Consider the following 13,052-nt stretch of genomic DNA (forward strand, 5'->3'; position numbering starts at 1 on the left):
CGGTTGCATCTTTTTTGATGTTGATCAACAAACAGCCTGATTTACGGCAGGCTCGCTGGAAAAATAGCCTTGCGCTCCTACACTCAAGGAGCACACATTCTCAGGAGGAGATTCGTATGGCTAACATAACCCGCTGGAATCCGGTCAGAGAGTTTGATGACCTGATGAGTCGTTACAACCGGCTACTTGGCCTGACACCCGGCACCGATGGAGGGGAAGGCAAAGACCTGTTCAGCAGCAGCGACTGGACCCCGGCCGTGGATATCAAGGAAACCCCGGAAGCCTTCAATATCGAGGCGGAACTACCGGGTATGTCCAAGGACGACGTGAAAGTCACGGTGCAGAACGGCGTTTTAAGCATTGAGGGTGAGCGCAAACAGGAGGAAGAGACCGACGACAAGAAGCAGCACCGCATTGAGCGGTTCTACGGCAGCTTCCTGCGTCGATTTACCCTGCCCGCAAACGTGGACGAAGACAGCGTCAAGGCCAGTTTCAAGGATGGCGTTTTATCCCTGACACTGACCAAGACCGAGCCCGCTGAACCCAAGGCCATTGAAGTGGACGTTCAGTAAACCGGCACGGCCAGAACGAGGCAGAGCCGGGCGCAGTGTTCAACGGCCCAGACCTCGTGGATGCACTCTCGATTGCCGGCAGTTAGAGCGGCAAAACCCTACAGTGGCACACGCATGGTTTCGGAGCCGCTGTCGGGCATGCCGATCATTTCATCGGTGCCGGTGGGAGGGAGAACCACCGTGTCGTCCACCTGGTAATCATGGAAAAATTCTTTGACCGCGCTGGCTCCGGTAAACATGACAACCTTGTCGTGATTATCGGTCAGTACGTAGCCCTGCCCGTCGAGATAGAATCGGGCCATGTAATAGCGCCCCTCCATGGAAACGATCTCCAGCAGGGAAATGGTGTCGTGTTTGTGGGATTTCAGTTCGCCGGTGTGCATGTACATGGGAAATCTCTCTTTTCGGCGTATGCGTCAGGAAAGAGTACGGAAGGGTTGTACAATCGGGTCAATAAATGAGCAATTAGCGGAGCTGAGAAAGAATCTGCTATGGTCGGGTGTTCGTATTGATTAAAATATAATCAATGAGAGGTGCGTCATGGACCGTAACCATATGGGCATCAGCAGGCCGGGAACCGGAATGAAAGCCATCGCTTTTGTGCTGGCCGGCGTGGCTGCGGTGTTGCTCTGGTCTTCCCGGCCTCTGGCCGGCGACACGGATGAAGAGATCCGCGACACCATACTCCGCCAGATCGAAGCGTTCGCCAATAATGATCAGGAACAGGCCTGGGCCTACGCTTCCGAGGGCATCAAGCGCCGCTTCGGATCTTCCCGGGTGTTTATTGATATGGTTCGCGAGGCGTACCCTGCCGTGCACAGTGCTACCGCCATAGAGTTCAGCGAGCGCGTGCCCCACGACAGCTTTGAGATACAGGTGGTGAAACTGCAGGGCCCTGAGGGCAAGCGCTGGGATGCGTATTACCGCATGGTGATGACCGAAGGCGCCTGGAAAATAGCGGGGGTGCGCCTGAAACCGGCCGAGATCGGTATCTGAGGCATTTATACGCTCAGAAAGGTTCGGGAAAGAGCCGTCAGGCCCGGGGCTCTTTCCGTAACGAGGTTTCCAGCTGCTTGGTTTCGGTAATATCCACCAGGGTGATCACCACGCCGTCAATCACGTTGTCTACCCTGCGGTAGGGCATGATCCTGACGGTAAACCAGCGATCATCATCGGTACTGACCTGCTTTTCGCTGACTGCCAGGGTATCGAGGGTCCTGCGGGCGTCTTCCTGAAGTTCCGGGTAATCAAGGCTGGTGGAAAGGTCACTCAGCGGGCGGCCGATGTCACTTTCACGCAGGCTGATAATGGCGGTGGCCCGTTCAGTGTAGCGCCGCACGTTGAGGTCCTGATCCAGAAACAGAACCGCAATCTCGATGCTGTTGAGCACGTTCTGCATATCGCTCTGGGCGAGCGCGAGGTCATCCAGCTTGTTCTGCAACTCTGTGTTGATGGTTTGCAGCTCCTCGTTCATCGACTGCATTTCTTCTTTGGACGTTGTCAGCTCTTCGTTGGTGGACTGGAGCTCTTCGTTAGTGGACTGAAGCTCCTCGTTAGACGCCTGCAGGTCCTCCCGCGTCTGTTTTGCCTGCTGCCGCAGGCTTTCAATTTCCTTCTGGTAGCGCTCGATTTCCGCAGCGTGTTCCGCTTCCGTGGGAGAGGCAGGTTTGCGGCGCCCGGTGTCCATCGGTGTGGGTGCATCGCGGAACACAACCATGGTCTTGCCTTTCAGGGCTTCGGGTTCGTGCAGAGTCTGAATGGTCACGTCAACGGCCTGGGTACCTGAGTCGGTCTGCACCATCACCCCCAACAGTTCAAGCGGTTCCTCCTGTTCCGACGCCCGCCGCAGGCCTGTATACAGGGATTCGCGCAGACCTTCACGGGCCATGGCATGGATATTCCAGTTGGCTTTCCCGGCTGCCGGTTCCAGGTACTTGCCGGTACGGCCACTGATATAAACGATGTCAGCATCCGCATTGAGCACCACAGCGGCCGGTGCATAGACCTGCAGCAGCACATGGTCGGCCGCGGATTGCAGGCTGTCGGTAGCCTCCTTTGGGGGAACGTGGCTGGATTGCACGGGATGCTCCTTGTGCATGCTGGACACCGGTGGAAATGATTTTAACAGGAAGTCGGAGTGGCGGACGGATTCGAAGCGCTTGCTTCGGTACAGCCGCATTCTGGGTTTCAGTTGTTCAAACAGATGGTTCAGCCGGCCGACGGTCTCGGAAGTACCCAGCATCAACAGGCCGTTGGGGCGAAGGCTGTAATGGAACAGGGGCAGTATCCGCCGTTGCAGCGCTACGTCGAAATAAATCAGCAGGTTGCGGCAGGTAATCATATCCAGCTTGGTGAACGGTGGATCAAGAATGACATCGTGGGGTGCAAACAATATTCTGTCACGTATGGTAGGACGTACCTGATAATAATTGTCATGTCTGGTGAAAAAACGCGCCAGCCGGTCTTTGGAGACGGTGTCTTCGATACTGAGCGGGTACTGCCCCCGCCGTGCCACGGTGATCGCTTCCGGGCTGATGTCGGAGGCAAAAATCTGCAGATCGAGCTCCTGCCCCGGATTGGTAGCCTCCTGCGCTTCTGTAAACGCAATGGCCAGGGAATAGGCCTCCTCTCCGGTGGAGCAACCGACCACCCAGGCCCGCAGCGTATGTTCCGGCGCTTGCTCCGTGAGCAGTTCCGGCAGCGCGGTTTCAATCAGGTAGTCCCAGGTCTCGGGATCCCGGAAAAACCTGGTAACGCCGATCAGCAGTTCCTGGAATAACAGCTGTACTTCCTGGCTGTTATCGGCCAGGAAACGGGTGTAATCCTTCAGATCCGCAATACCGTGGATGGCCATACGCCGTTCAATCCGGCGGTTCAGCGTGGAGGGCTTATACAGGGAAAAATCGTGGCGCGTGTGCTGTCGCAGCAGGCTGAAGATCGAGTCAAGCTGTCTCAGCGACTTGAGGGCACGATGATCATGCTCGGGACTTTCACCCGGTTCGGGAACACGCCGGACATACTCCAGAATGCGAGCCGGTAATTCATTCGCCGCTGCCACGATATCGACACAACCTGCGTCTATGGCGCTCTTGGGCATGGCGTCGAACTGTGCCGAGTCGGGCGCCTCCACCAGCGTCAGTCCGCCGGTGGCCTTGATGGCCTGCATGCCCAGGGTGCCATCGGAGCCCATCCCGGACAGCACAACGGCAATGGCCCGTTCGCTCTGGGCACTGGCCAGGGATGAGAACAGCACATTGATGGGCAGGCGCCGCCCCCTGGGTTCCGCCGGCTGATTCAGTTTCAGGGTTCCATCGAGCACCCGCAGCTCCCGGTTCGGCGGGATCACATAGACCGAATCGGCGCGAACGGGCATGTTCTGCTGCGCTTCGTGTACCGGCATCTCGGTATAGCGCTGCAGCAGTTCCGGCAGCATTGCCTTCTGGGTAGGGTCCAGGTGCTGCACCACCAGAAATGCCATGCCGGTATCGCAGGGCGTATTGTGAAAAAAGTCCTCGAACGACCCCAGGCCGCCTGCGGAGGCGCCAATACCAACGATACGCATCAGAACCTGGCAGAGTCCGTCGTGGCTTCAGTGAGTATTATCAGCACGCCGTCATTGTCAGCGGCAGCCCTGGCATGGACCGTGACCCACCGGTGATCCGGGAGTTCAACCGAACCCCTGGCGGTGCCATGTTCGGCAGAAGTTCTGAGCAGTGTTTCTATGGTTGCTCCCTGGCCTGGGGCCAGAAGCGTCGACAGGGCTTTGCCGGCAAGAGCCGTGTTGAATTCGCCGAAAAGCGCGCCTGCCGCCTGGTTGCCTTCAATAATTCCGCCGTCGCTGGCAATAACCAGATAGGGGGCAGGCGCCTGCTCGAAAAGCGCCCTGTAATGCGCCAGGTCCTCGCTGATTTCCTGTTCATTGGCCTGAAGCTGCTCATACAGAAGATCGAGCTCCACCTGATAGGTCTGCAGCTCATGGAGCAACTTGCGGGCGTCAGCAGCGGATTCGGGCGTGCTGGCGCGCTCGTAAAGCAGTTGCAGCGCATCCACGCTCAGAGTGCCACCGCTGCCGCGAGGTGGCACACCGTGGTCGATCAGGTCCCTGGCGCTGCGGCGTAGCCGTTCATGGCTTTCGGCGTTCGGGTATCTGTGTGTGCTGGTCATCTTGCCTCCTTACAGATGCATTCAGGATGGTGCTTCTCAAATGCACCTCTCAAAACCGGCGCGCGAGTTACGTCAGTGAAGTCTACTCCTCCTTGAGATTCCCGAATAGCGCCCGTTGGTGTTTTTGAAAAGGGGACCTGGTGTGTGCGGTAGCGTACCGAAGATCTTCCGGGCGAAGCCTATCGTCTTTGTAACAGGATGTTGCCGGGCGGATGGCTGTGCGCACCGCTGTGTTGAAGTTGTTAAAAACAGGGAACAGATCATGCTACGAAATCGCGATTTTTTTCCGTTGACGGCGGATACCGAAGCCAACGCGGTGCGGAGTCATGGTATCCCGCCGGGTGATGTATTACCGCTGGGTATTCTGGTGACGGACCGGGATGGCAAATGCCTTTCCAGCAATGAGGCCTATCAGAAGCTCTGCGGCTGGACCGGAGACGAGCTGATCGGCTCGCACTGGAGCTCGGTCATTCACCCCGAGGACCACGAGAAAACAGTCCGGCACTGGCACGCTGCCTTGTTGGGCCAGGAGCCTTTCATGTGCGAAGCGCGATTGCAGAGTCCGGATGGCGGGGTGATCTGGACTCGCCATAATGCCGCTCTGCTGACAGACAATATGCCCCACCTCGGATACGTGCATACCGTAGAAGACATCAGCAGCTACAAAGCCGATGAGAAGGGCCGCAGGCAGGCCGAGGAACAGCTGTTTGAGGAAAAGGAACGGGCGCAGGTCACCCTCGACTGCATTGGTGATGCCGTACTGAGCACCGACATTGAGGGCCGGATTGTCTATCTGAATGTTGTGGCAGAGACGCTGACCGGATTCAGCCGTGAGGAGGCCGTTGGGCGGCCCCTGAGTGACGTTTTTCAGGTGGTCGATGCCGACACCCGTCAGCCTGTGACTGATCCCGCCCGCCGCGCCATTCAGTCCGACAGCATTGTGGCTCTGGAAGCGAACGCGCTGTTGGTGGCCAGAGACGGCGTGGAGCTGGCGATTGAAGACTCGGCAGCACCGATACACAACCGCTTCGGGAGCATCACCGGGGCGGACCAGGCTTTTGCCGTTGCTGACAAAATACGTGAAACGGTTGCAGTGCCGATGGATATTGATGGACGGGATGTGTCACTTCAGCTCAGTATCGGAGTCAGCGTGTATCCCGACAATGGGGAGACCGTTGATGAGCTCCTGAAAACAGCGGATATGGCCATGTACCGGATCAAGGAACTGAGCCAGAAAGCTCACGCAGTGCGCCCGAAACCGCGGCTTGTGAGCCGATAACCAGCTCTCAGTTACTGGAGTAGCCCTGAGGTCAGGCGCTCTGTTTCCCGCCTGACCGCGGCATAGCATTCACAGCTGAGAGCCTCGAGCCCCGGACGGTCTTTCACTGTAATCTGGCCGCGGTGGTATTCGATAATCCCCAGATCCTGCAGTTTGCCGGCCGCTTCGGTGACACCTTCACGGCGCACGCCCAGCATGTTGGCAATGAGTTCCTGGGTCATTTTCAGCTTATTGCCCGGCAGGCGGTCGAGAGACAACAGCAGCCACCGGCACAGTTGCTGGTCAATGGAATGGTGGCGATTACATGCCGCGGTCTGGGACATCTGGGTGATCAGCGCCTGGGTATAGCGCAGTGTCAGCACCCGTACCTCGGGACTGTTGTCGAATTCACTCTTGAGTTCCGCGGCCGGCATCCGGTAAGCAAACCCGCTGCTTTGCACAATCGTTCTGTTGGGGGTGCTGTCTCCACCCATGACGACAGCGATACCGGTCATGCCCTCGTTGCCGACCACGGAGATTTCGGCGGACGAGCCGTTGATCATGTCGTAAAGCAGCGAGACGATGCCGTTGGCGGGGAAATAGACAAACTCAATGGGCTGGTCGGATTCGTAGATCACGTCGCCGAGTTTCATTTCAACCAGTTTGAGGCGCGGAAAAACGCGTGCTTTGATGCTGTCCGGCAATGCGGCCAGCAGATGATTCTGTTCTTGAGAAATTGATGGATCGGGCATTGCCACCTCTTGGCGGAGCTACCGTTATTCGGTGCATCACGCTAACATAAAACAGACATTCCGGTTGAAAGAATATCAGATTCTGTCGCATGTTCTAGTGCTTGAACATGCCGGCAGTAGCTGTGCAGGTGGCTGGTGTTCGAGGCTGTTGGACCAATTATCCCAGATAAAGCTGTCTGCCCATTCCAGTGCCGTCGTCAGCGGCATCGGCCTGCTGTAGAAAAAATCCTGCCCCGGCTCGCACCCCAGCTCTAGTGTCCGTTGATATTCACCTTGGGCTGGTAATAGAGCTCAGGCTGGCCAAACCTGAGGGCATCGCCGATCACCTTGAACTAGACTGAACGCAAAATAAAAAAGGCAGATTTCCATGACATTACGCAATTTCTGGGGTTGGGGTAACGAAGACAAGGCATTCGATGACCGGCAGATCAGCCAGTTGCGTCAGCTGGTCGGCTTACAGTTTGGTGATGCAGAGCTCGCCTGTCAGGCTCTGCCGGTGTTGGCGGACCTGGACATGCCGGACTGCCGGTTGCAGCCTCCGGCGTCGTTGGCTCCGATGATCTCTTCGGACCGCCGCGACCGCGCCAGCCATACCTACGGCAAATCCTTCCGCGACATTGTGCGGGGTCTGGCGGGGGATTACCGCTGCGCCCCGGACCTGATTGCCCGGCCCTCCACCGAACAGGAGCTTCTCGACGTGCTGGACTACGCCAGCAGCATTGGCGCTGCGGTGATTCCCTACGGCGGCGGCTCCAGTGTGGTGGGAGGCACCGAGCCCCGCTATGAGGGAAACTGGAAAGGCACCGTTACCGTCGATATGGAGCGCTTCAACCGCATTATTGAAGTGGATCATCAGTCCCGGGCGGCTCATATAGAGGGCGGCATCTATGGGCCAGCCCTTGAGGACGGTCTCCGGCCCCACGGCTATACCCTGCGGCATTTCCCCCAGTCCTTTGAGTTCTCGACCCTGGGCGGCTGGATTGCCACCCGCTCCGGCGGCCATTTTGCCACCCTCTACACCCACATTGATGAGCTGGTGGAATCCACCCGTGTGGTGACCCCCAGGGGAGCCCTGGAAACCCGGCGGCTGCCGGGCTCGGGCGCCGGACCTTCGCCGGACCGACTGTTCCTGGGCTCTGAGGGCATTCTCGGATTTGTAACCTCCGCCTGGATGCGTGTGCAGGAGCGGCCGCAATTCCGGGCCACCCGAACCGTTCATTTCGGGGAGTTTCTGCAGGGGGCAGAAGCGGTTCGCAGGCTGTCCCAGTCCGGCCTTTATCCCACCAATTGTCGTCTGATTGATGCCCGCGAAGCGATGATTAACGGCATCGAAAACGGAAGTAAGCACTTACTTATTGTCGGCTTCGAGTCTGCTGACCATCCGGTGGATGGGTGGATGGAGCGGGCACTGGAAATCGTCACCGATGCCGGCGGAGCTGTCCAGGCCAACCGGCAACAGAAGCCCGATAAGGACCAGGCAGGTGACTGGCGCCAGCAGTTTATCCGCGCTCCCTACATGCGGGATGGGCTGATCCGCCTGGGGCTGGTGGCAGAAACTTTCGAAACCGCCATTACCTGGGACAGGTTCGAAGATTTCCACCGCGGCGTCAGCGAAACCGTGAACAGGGTGACCCGGGAGATCTGTGGCAAGGCGCTCGTCACCTGTCGCTTCACCCACGTCTACCCTGATGGCCCGGCACCCTATTACACCGTGATTGCCCCGGGGCGGCATGGCGACCAGGTAAAACAGTGGGACGAGATCAAGCTGGCGGTGATGGAAACCCTGATCGACCTGGGCGGCACGATCACCCATCACCACGCCGTCGGCCGTGATCACCGGTGGGGTTATGATCGCCAGAGGCCGGAGCTGTTTGCGGAGGTTTTAAAGGCGACAAAGAAAACGCTGGACCCCGGGGGTATGTTGAATCCCGGGGTGTTGATCTAATCTAAGGTTGGATCTGGTCGGCGTGGCAGGATTCGAACCTGCGACCCCTTCGTCCCGAAGGCAGTAGTCTAGTGTTTCATTTCGGTTCATTCAGGTTCATTTCGGTTCCGTTAATTCGTAATAACTATATGTTTTATATAGTTTTTTTATAGAATTTTTGTGTGTTGAATTGGTTCAGGTTGTGGCAAGACGTTTTACCGGTACCCAGCATGTACCCAAGCCAGAATCTGTCCCCAGCCAGTACCCAAAATTCTTTAAAATTAGCTTTAACGGAGTCAGAAAATGGCAGTAAAAAACAAGGCGCTTCTTCCAAGGAGCGCCGATTCAGCAGATAAATATATCTCGAAACAACTCCCCAGCCAGAAAGACGCTTACATCCAGGATTCCACTGTCACCGGCCTAGTATTGCGTGTAACGCCCAGCGGAAGAAAAGTTTGGCATCTGAGGTATACCGTTCAGGTTGGTTCCGGCCAGTGGGTCGGGCGAAAGTATTCACTTGGTGCTTTTTGCGAAGGACTGCGAACGCGTTCTGCGAGGGAGCAGGCCGAGACATGGCGGGTCCGTATTCGACAGGGAGAAGACCCCCAAGAGGAAAAAAAGAAGCAAGCCGAACAGCGAAAGGCTGAGCACCTGCTGGAAATAGAACGGAAGCAGGCATTGCGGACCTTGAACGATGTTGCCACTGTTTACGCTGCACAGCTCGCCAATAAAAAGAAAGGACATAAGGATGGCGGAACGCACGCTATGACGATCCTGCACAATCATTTGCTTGATCGCTTTGGCACGATACCCATCCAGGAGTTTACGCGCCAAGATTTCTTTGCCGCGATTGATCCTGTACTCGAAGCTGGACACAACTCAATGGCCAACACGGTGATGTCCTACACAAAAGCGATGTTCAAGTTGGCCGTCAAAAGGGAGTTCATTGAGTACTCCGTTTTAGATTGCCTCGACAAAGCAGACGTCGGCGGGAAAGATAAAATCAGGAATAGAGTACTTTGTGCGACTAGAACAAAAGAGGATGAGCTGGAAGATCTATACCGAATATTGCCAGAGTCCGGTTTGTCACTGAATCTGCAATGCTCTGTTCACATCCTTCTTGGGACAGGGTGCCGCGGTATTGAGTTATTTAAAGGAAGGTGGGATCACGTGAATTTTGCGACTAACACTTGGCTGATTCCGGACGAAAATTCAAAAAATACTGATCCGATTATTATTTATTTGTCGGAATACTCTAAAAAGTGGTTGTCCGAGTTACATAAACTCACAGGCCATACCGGCTGGATTATGCCATCAATAAAATCGGAAGAACGTCCTTACATGCTGCCCAAAGTATTGAGCAAGGCTGTATGCGAGCGACAACGTGCTCCTGATGCACCGCAGAAAAAAGGCCGGACAAAAAACCACTCAACCTTGATACTGCCTGATGGCCATTGGACAGTGCATGACCTGAGGCGTACGGCGGCAACTCAAATGCAAATGCTCGAAGTAACGCCGGATATTATTGATGCCTGCCAGAATCACCGTCCCCTAGGTGTCCGTCGTCGATATCAACATGGTCATAGCATGGATCAGATGAGAGTTGCGTGGGATTTGCTGGGACGCTCTCTAGCGGCCAAAGCTGATGTCTACCAGCCGGCAGGCTGATGGTGTTCGCAAGACTTTTCTACGTCTAGGATAGGGGCCCGATTTCGCAAGAAAGACGGCTCCAGGCCGAGCCTGCTCAGGTGTCGTCTACCAAATCCTAGTCTCGTTAAGAAGCCATTATGAAACCGCGCCCTGTTGCCACTCTCCTATCAGGGCATCTACCCTATTTTAAAGCACCAACTTTAATTAAATACGGTTCATGGCGATGAGCTCAGTTTGTCTCATTTCCAGTCAGATGATGATTGATTCTCACAACATTGTTTGAGCTTCGAGCTTATTTTGGAGGATACACTTCGGTTCTAAGGACCAATAATGAAATAGTTCAAAAAAAATGACAGATAAAGAAGGACGAGATATGTCGACAACGCGGGGAACATCAAATAACTCTCCTGAGAAGCGTATGGAAAGAATAGGGTCGAGGCTCACTAATTTGAGGCGCTGGCTCAGTGTACGCTGATTCAAACTCAAGAATCGGGGACATCCTGCTGGAGCTGTATCGATATCAGAAAAAACATAACATCACTGGAGAGACTCCACTGGTAATAAACGGGCGTGAGATTGGACTGCTTCATTCTGCTCCAAAAGACGATGACTCTGAGCTTTGAGTCTGATTATCAAGCCAGTTTCGGGCTTTAATCAGTTGATCACGATCCGTTTCAGACCCGGAGATCGTCAATGGCGCACTCCTTTCCTAGGGGCCAGTTGTCCGCGCAAAAAAGGCGAAAGGCAGAGATGAAGGTATCTGAAGCTAACCGAATTTACCTTGCCAAAGATGTTTACCGTATCTGGAAGAGTCGGGTTTCTGAGGCTGCAGAGTCGATCACTGTATACACCCCTTTCTTCGATGGCCTGCTTATCTCGCTGCTCAAGAACGCGCAGCTTGAAAATGAGAGTATCACCATCGTCACAGATCTGGATCCCTCGTCTCTGCTCGGAATGCCTAAACAACTCCAAGCCATCAAGCGCGCATTGTCCAACGGTATCAATGTGTTGAGCACCCCGCGCCTCCATGCGAAGGTGCTGCTCACCGACGACAAGTTGATTACAGTTGGCTCTCAGAACTTCACGTCTTATGGCAGGAAGAGTAAGGAATGCACAGCTGTTCCCGCAGCGACTCTGATCGGATCAAACTTTGTTGATTCGTTAATCCGCTGGAGGGACGATGCCACATCCATCGACGAAGACTTCATTGACACGCTCCTTGCTAAGCTTTTGCCCCACATCAAGCGGCATAAACAGCTGCTAGAAGGGACGGAAGCAGAATTCGTTAATCTCCTCGCACAACATAAAGAAAAAAAGCACAAAACTCTTCTCCGTCGCCTTGAGTATCTAGAGCGACAGTCTCGCATCAGGATGTCCAATGGAATCGTTTACGCCTCCATTGAGCACATTTACGGTGAAGGGGATGACTACGATAGCCTCATAGCCGATCAGCAATACGACATGACGCGATGGGTAATTGAAAAACCAAACGGCAGCTCAGAACCATACCTTCTCAGTCGATTGGCCATGTACCCAATGATAATAGCTGAAACTGGCCGCATGGGTTTTGCCAGAATCGGGAAAACACGAATCACATACATCAGGAAGAGTTTGAAATGGTCTAAGAGGGCACTCGAAGTCGGTGGCTACAGCCTGGGCGTGACCATCAATTTTCCTGCAACGGACACCAAGAAACGAAACATCGAGGTCAAACTCACACACCCGTATTTGGGAGCATGTGAAGCAGCTTTTCTTTTTACAGGAGACGAATTCCGATTAATCCGAAAAAGTTACTCAAAAGGCGGTTCTCAGTGGAACGATCAGTACAAGACGCTCGTGAAAATATTGGACGATGATTTTTTTGGGGCTCCAGACAGCATTTCTTCCTTCTTTCGAAAGTTTTTTACGAGCTTCACCTACAAGGAGCTTGGCATTGACAACAAGAATGTTAGAGATTTTCTCACTGGCACCCGCTTCCGATTAAGCGTAATTCAATATCAAGAGAATCCTGTCCTGGTGATCAAAACGCAATCATAGTGAAGGCGCAGAAGAACATGACCTACAGCGACATGGATTAGCTGCGAAAGAGCGGCCATCAACTACGAGACAGCTCCTTGTTCCCATTTTTTGATCAGTCTTCGTATTTTTTCAAGCCCCGTTTTGGTCTCCATTAGCGATACCGGGGAGTGGTTGCCCAAGACCCTAATCGGCGAAGATAGCCATCGATTGGCATTAGCTTTGTCGCCCTCGAAGAGCTCAAGAACATCACGATAAACCCGCTCCCTCAGTTCAGCTACAACTTCCTCCTTACTCACATCAGTCATCCCGGCCACCCATTTTCTAGCTTGAATCACATCCTCGGTCCCTTCGCAAAACGCTCGCCAGACCAATTGCTTGGTCAAACTGCGCATTCGTGTATTGTGGAATTCGACCGGTCAAAAATCTAATTCCACAGGAGTTTTATATATGAAGAATGCACTCAGAGAGATCAGCTCGTTGCTAAAACAAGCACTTGCAGTCGCAGAAACCGTTGATCACTTCAAAGGCGCTGTTGTGTCACTGGATCTGTCTTGTTTCGACGGCAGCACCGCAGCGGTGACGGAAACTATCGACAACCCCGGAGATGACACCGACAACTCTGGATCGTCTATCTCACATACGCCACGCCAAAAATCATTGGTGGATCAGCTTGGCGACATCAAAACTAACACTTGGTTCTGAAGGAAAAGTAA

12 protein-coding genes are annotated in these 13,052 nt (G+C 54.5%); 7 read left to right on the forward strand and 5 right to left on the reverse strand.

Annotated elements, in window-relative coordinates; genetic code table 11:
- Nucleotides 1-116 precede the first annotated feature (116 nt).
- Nucleotides 117-572, forward strand: coding sequence for an Hsp20/alpha crystallin family protein (locus DIT72_RS05325; RefSeq protein ID WP_135954129.1), 456 nt, complete (start codon nucleotides 117-119; stop codon nucleotides 570-572).
- A 98-nt stretch (nucleotides 573-670) separates the two neighbouring features.
- On the opposite strand, the gene DIT72_RS05330 is transcribed toward DIT72_RS05325, so the two are convergent.
- Nucleotides 671-961 (reverse strand): DUF6482 family protein, encoded by a 291-nt coding sequence (locus DIT72_RS05330; RefSeq protein ID WP_135954130.1) that lies wholly within the window; start codon nucleotides 959-961, stop codon nucleotides 671-673.
- Between the two features lie 151 nt (nucleotides 962-1,112).
- Here DIT72_RS05330 and DIT72_RS05335 point away from each other — a divergent pair, with 151 nt between their 5' ends.
- Nucleotides 1,113-1,568, forward strand: a complete 456-nt coding sequence (locus DIT72_RS05335; protein WP_228260732.1) for a DUF4864 domain-containing protein — start codon at nucleotides 1,113-1,115, stop codon at nucleotides 1,566-1,568.
- A gap of 37 nt (nucleotides 1,569-1,605) precedes the next feature.
- On the opposite strand, the gene DIT72_RS05340 is transcribed toward DIT72_RS05335, so the two are convergent.
- Nucleotides 1,606-4,134: a chemotaxis protein CheB gene (locus DIT72_RS05340; RefSeq protein ID WP_135954131.1), complete on the reverse strand. Its 2,529-nt coding sequence runs from the start codon at nucleotides 4,132-4,134 to the stop codon at nucleotides 1,606-1,608.
- Nucleotides 4,134-4,736, reverse strand: a complete 603-nt coding sequence (locus tag DIT72_RS05345; RefSeq protein ID WP_135954132.1) for a PAS domain-containing protein — start codon at nucleotides 4,734-4,736, stop codon at nucleotides 4,134-4,136. The genes DIT72_RS05340 and DIT72_RS05345 overlap by 1 nt, the downstream gene beginning before the upstream one ends.
- A gap of 262 nt (nucleotides 4,737-4,998) precedes the next feature.
- On the opposite strand from DIT72_RS05345, the gene DIT72_RS05350 reads away from it, so the two are divergent.
- Entirely contained in the window at nucleotides 4,999-6,015 is a 1,017-nt protein-coding gene (locus tag DIT72_RS05350; RefSeq protein WP_135954133.1) for a PAS domain-containing protein, read from the forward strand.
- A gap of 11 nt (nucleotides 6,016-6,026) precedes the next feature.
- Here the strand turns inward: DIT72_RS05350 and DIT72_RS05355 are convergent, their stop codons facing one another.
- Nucleotides 6,027-6,746, reverse strand: coding sequence for a Crp/Fnr family transcriptional regulator (locus tag DIT72_RS05355; RefSeq protein WP_135954134.1), 720 nt, complete (start codon nucleotides 6,744-6,746; stop codon nucleotides 6,027-6,029).
- A 367-nt stretch (nucleotides 6,747-7,113) separates the two neighbouring features.
- Between DIT72_RS05355 and DIT72_RS05360 the strand changes: the two genes are divergently transcribed.
- From DIT72_RS05360 to DIT72_RS05370, 3 genes are all read left to right on the forward strand, one after another.
- Nucleotides 7,114-8,691, forward strand: coding sequence for an FAD-binding oxidoreductase (locus tag DIT72_RS05360; RefSeq protein WP_135954135.1), 1,578 nt, complete (start codon nucleotides 7,114-7,116; stop codon nucleotides 8,689-8,691).
- A 282-nt stretch (nucleotides 8,692-8,973) separates the two neighbouring features.
- Nucleotides 8,974-10,338, forward strand: coding sequence for a tyrosine-type recombinase/integrase (locus DIT72_RS05365; protein ID WP_135954136.1), 1,365 nt, complete (start codon nucleotides 8,974-8,976; stop codon nucleotides 10,336-10,338).
- Nucleotides 10,339-11,070: 732 nt separating this feature from the next.
- Complete coding sequence (locus tag DIT72_RS05370) at nucleotides 11,071-12,357, forward strand: phospholipase D-like domain-containing protein (protein WP_168355021.1); 1,287 nt, start codon at nucleotides 11,071-11,073, stop codon at nucleotides 12,355-12,357.
- A gap of 62 nt (nucleotides 12,358-12,419) precedes the next feature.
- Here the strand turns inward: DIT72_RS05370 and DIT72_RS18550 are convergent, their stop codons facing one another.
- Complete coding sequence (locus DIT72_RS18550; RefSeq protein WP_135954138.1) at nucleotides 12,420-12,731, reverse strand: MbcA/ParS/Xre antitoxin family protein; 312 nt, start codon at nucleotides 12,729-12,731, stop codon at nucleotides 12,420-12,422.
- A 55-nt stretch (nucleotides 12,732-12,786) separates the two neighbouring features.
- Here DIT72_RS18550 and DIT72_RS05380 point away from each other — a divergent pair, with 55 nt between their 5' ends.
- Nucleotides 12,787-13,041, forward strand: coding sequence for a hypothetical protein (locus DIT72_RS05380; protein WP_135954139.1), 255 nt, complete (start codon nucleotides 12,787-12,789; stop codon nucleotides 13,039-13,041).
- The last annotated feature ends 11 nt before the right edge of the window (nucleotides 13,042-13,052 follow it).

It is taken from the genome of Marinobacter orientalis (assembly GCF_004792665.1).
GTDB lineage: Bacteria > Pseudomonadota > Gammaproteobacteria > Pseudomonadales > Oleiphilaceae > Marinobacter > Marinobacter orientalis.

Excerpts from the sequence above, each read along its gene's own strand:
- DIT72_RS18550 (WP_135954138.1), bottom strand. The coding sequence starts at position 12,731 with ATGCGCAGTTTGACCAAGCAATTGGTCTGGCGAGCGTTTTGCGAAGGG.
- DIT72_RS05360 (WP_135954135.1), top strand. The coding sequence starts at position 7,114 with ATGACATTACGCAATTTCTGGGGTTGGGGTAACGAAGACAAGGCATTC.
- DIT72_RS05380 (WP_135954139.1), top strand. The coding sequence starts at position 12,787 with ATGAAGAATGCACTCAGAGAGATCAGCTCGTTGCTAAAACAAGCACTT.
- DIT72_RS05330 (WP_135954130.1), bottom strand. The coding sequence starts at position 961 with ATGTACATGCACACCGGCGAACTGAAATCCCACAAACACGACACCATT.
- DIT72_RS05355 (WP_135954134.1), bottom strand. The coding sequence starts at position 6,746 with ATGCCCGATCCATCAATTTCTCAAGAACAGAATCATCTGCTGGCCGCA.
- DIT72_RS05335 (WP_228260732.1), top strand. The coding sequence starts at position 1,113 with ATGGACCGTAACCATATGGGCATCAGCAGGCCGGGAACCGGAATGAAA.
- DIT72_RS05370 (WP_168355021.1), top strand. The coding sequence starts at position 11,071 with ATGAAGGTATCTGAAGCTAACCGAATTTACCTTGCCAAAGATGTTTAC.
- DIT72_RS05325 (WP_135954129.1), top strand. The coding sequence starts at position 117 with ATGGCTAACATAACCCGCTGGAATCCGGTCAGAGAGTTTGATGACCTG.
- DIT72_RS05365 (WP_135954136.1), top strand. The coding sequence starts at position 8,974 with ATGGCAGTAAAAAACAAGGCGCTTCTTCCAAGGAGCGCCGATTCAGCA.
- DIT72_RS05340 (WP_135954131.1), bottom strand. The coding sequence starts at position 4,134 with ATGCGTATCGTTGGTATTGGCGCCTCCGCAGGCGGCCTGGGGTCGTTC.
- DIT72_RS05345 (WP_135954132.1), bottom strand. The coding sequence starts at position 4,736 with ATGACCAGCACACACAGATACCCGAACGCCGAAAGCCATGAACGGCTA.
- DIT72_RS05350 (WP_135954133.1), top strand. The coding sequence starts at position 4,999 with ATGCTACGAAATCGCGATTTTTTTCCGTTGACGGCGGATACCGAAGCC.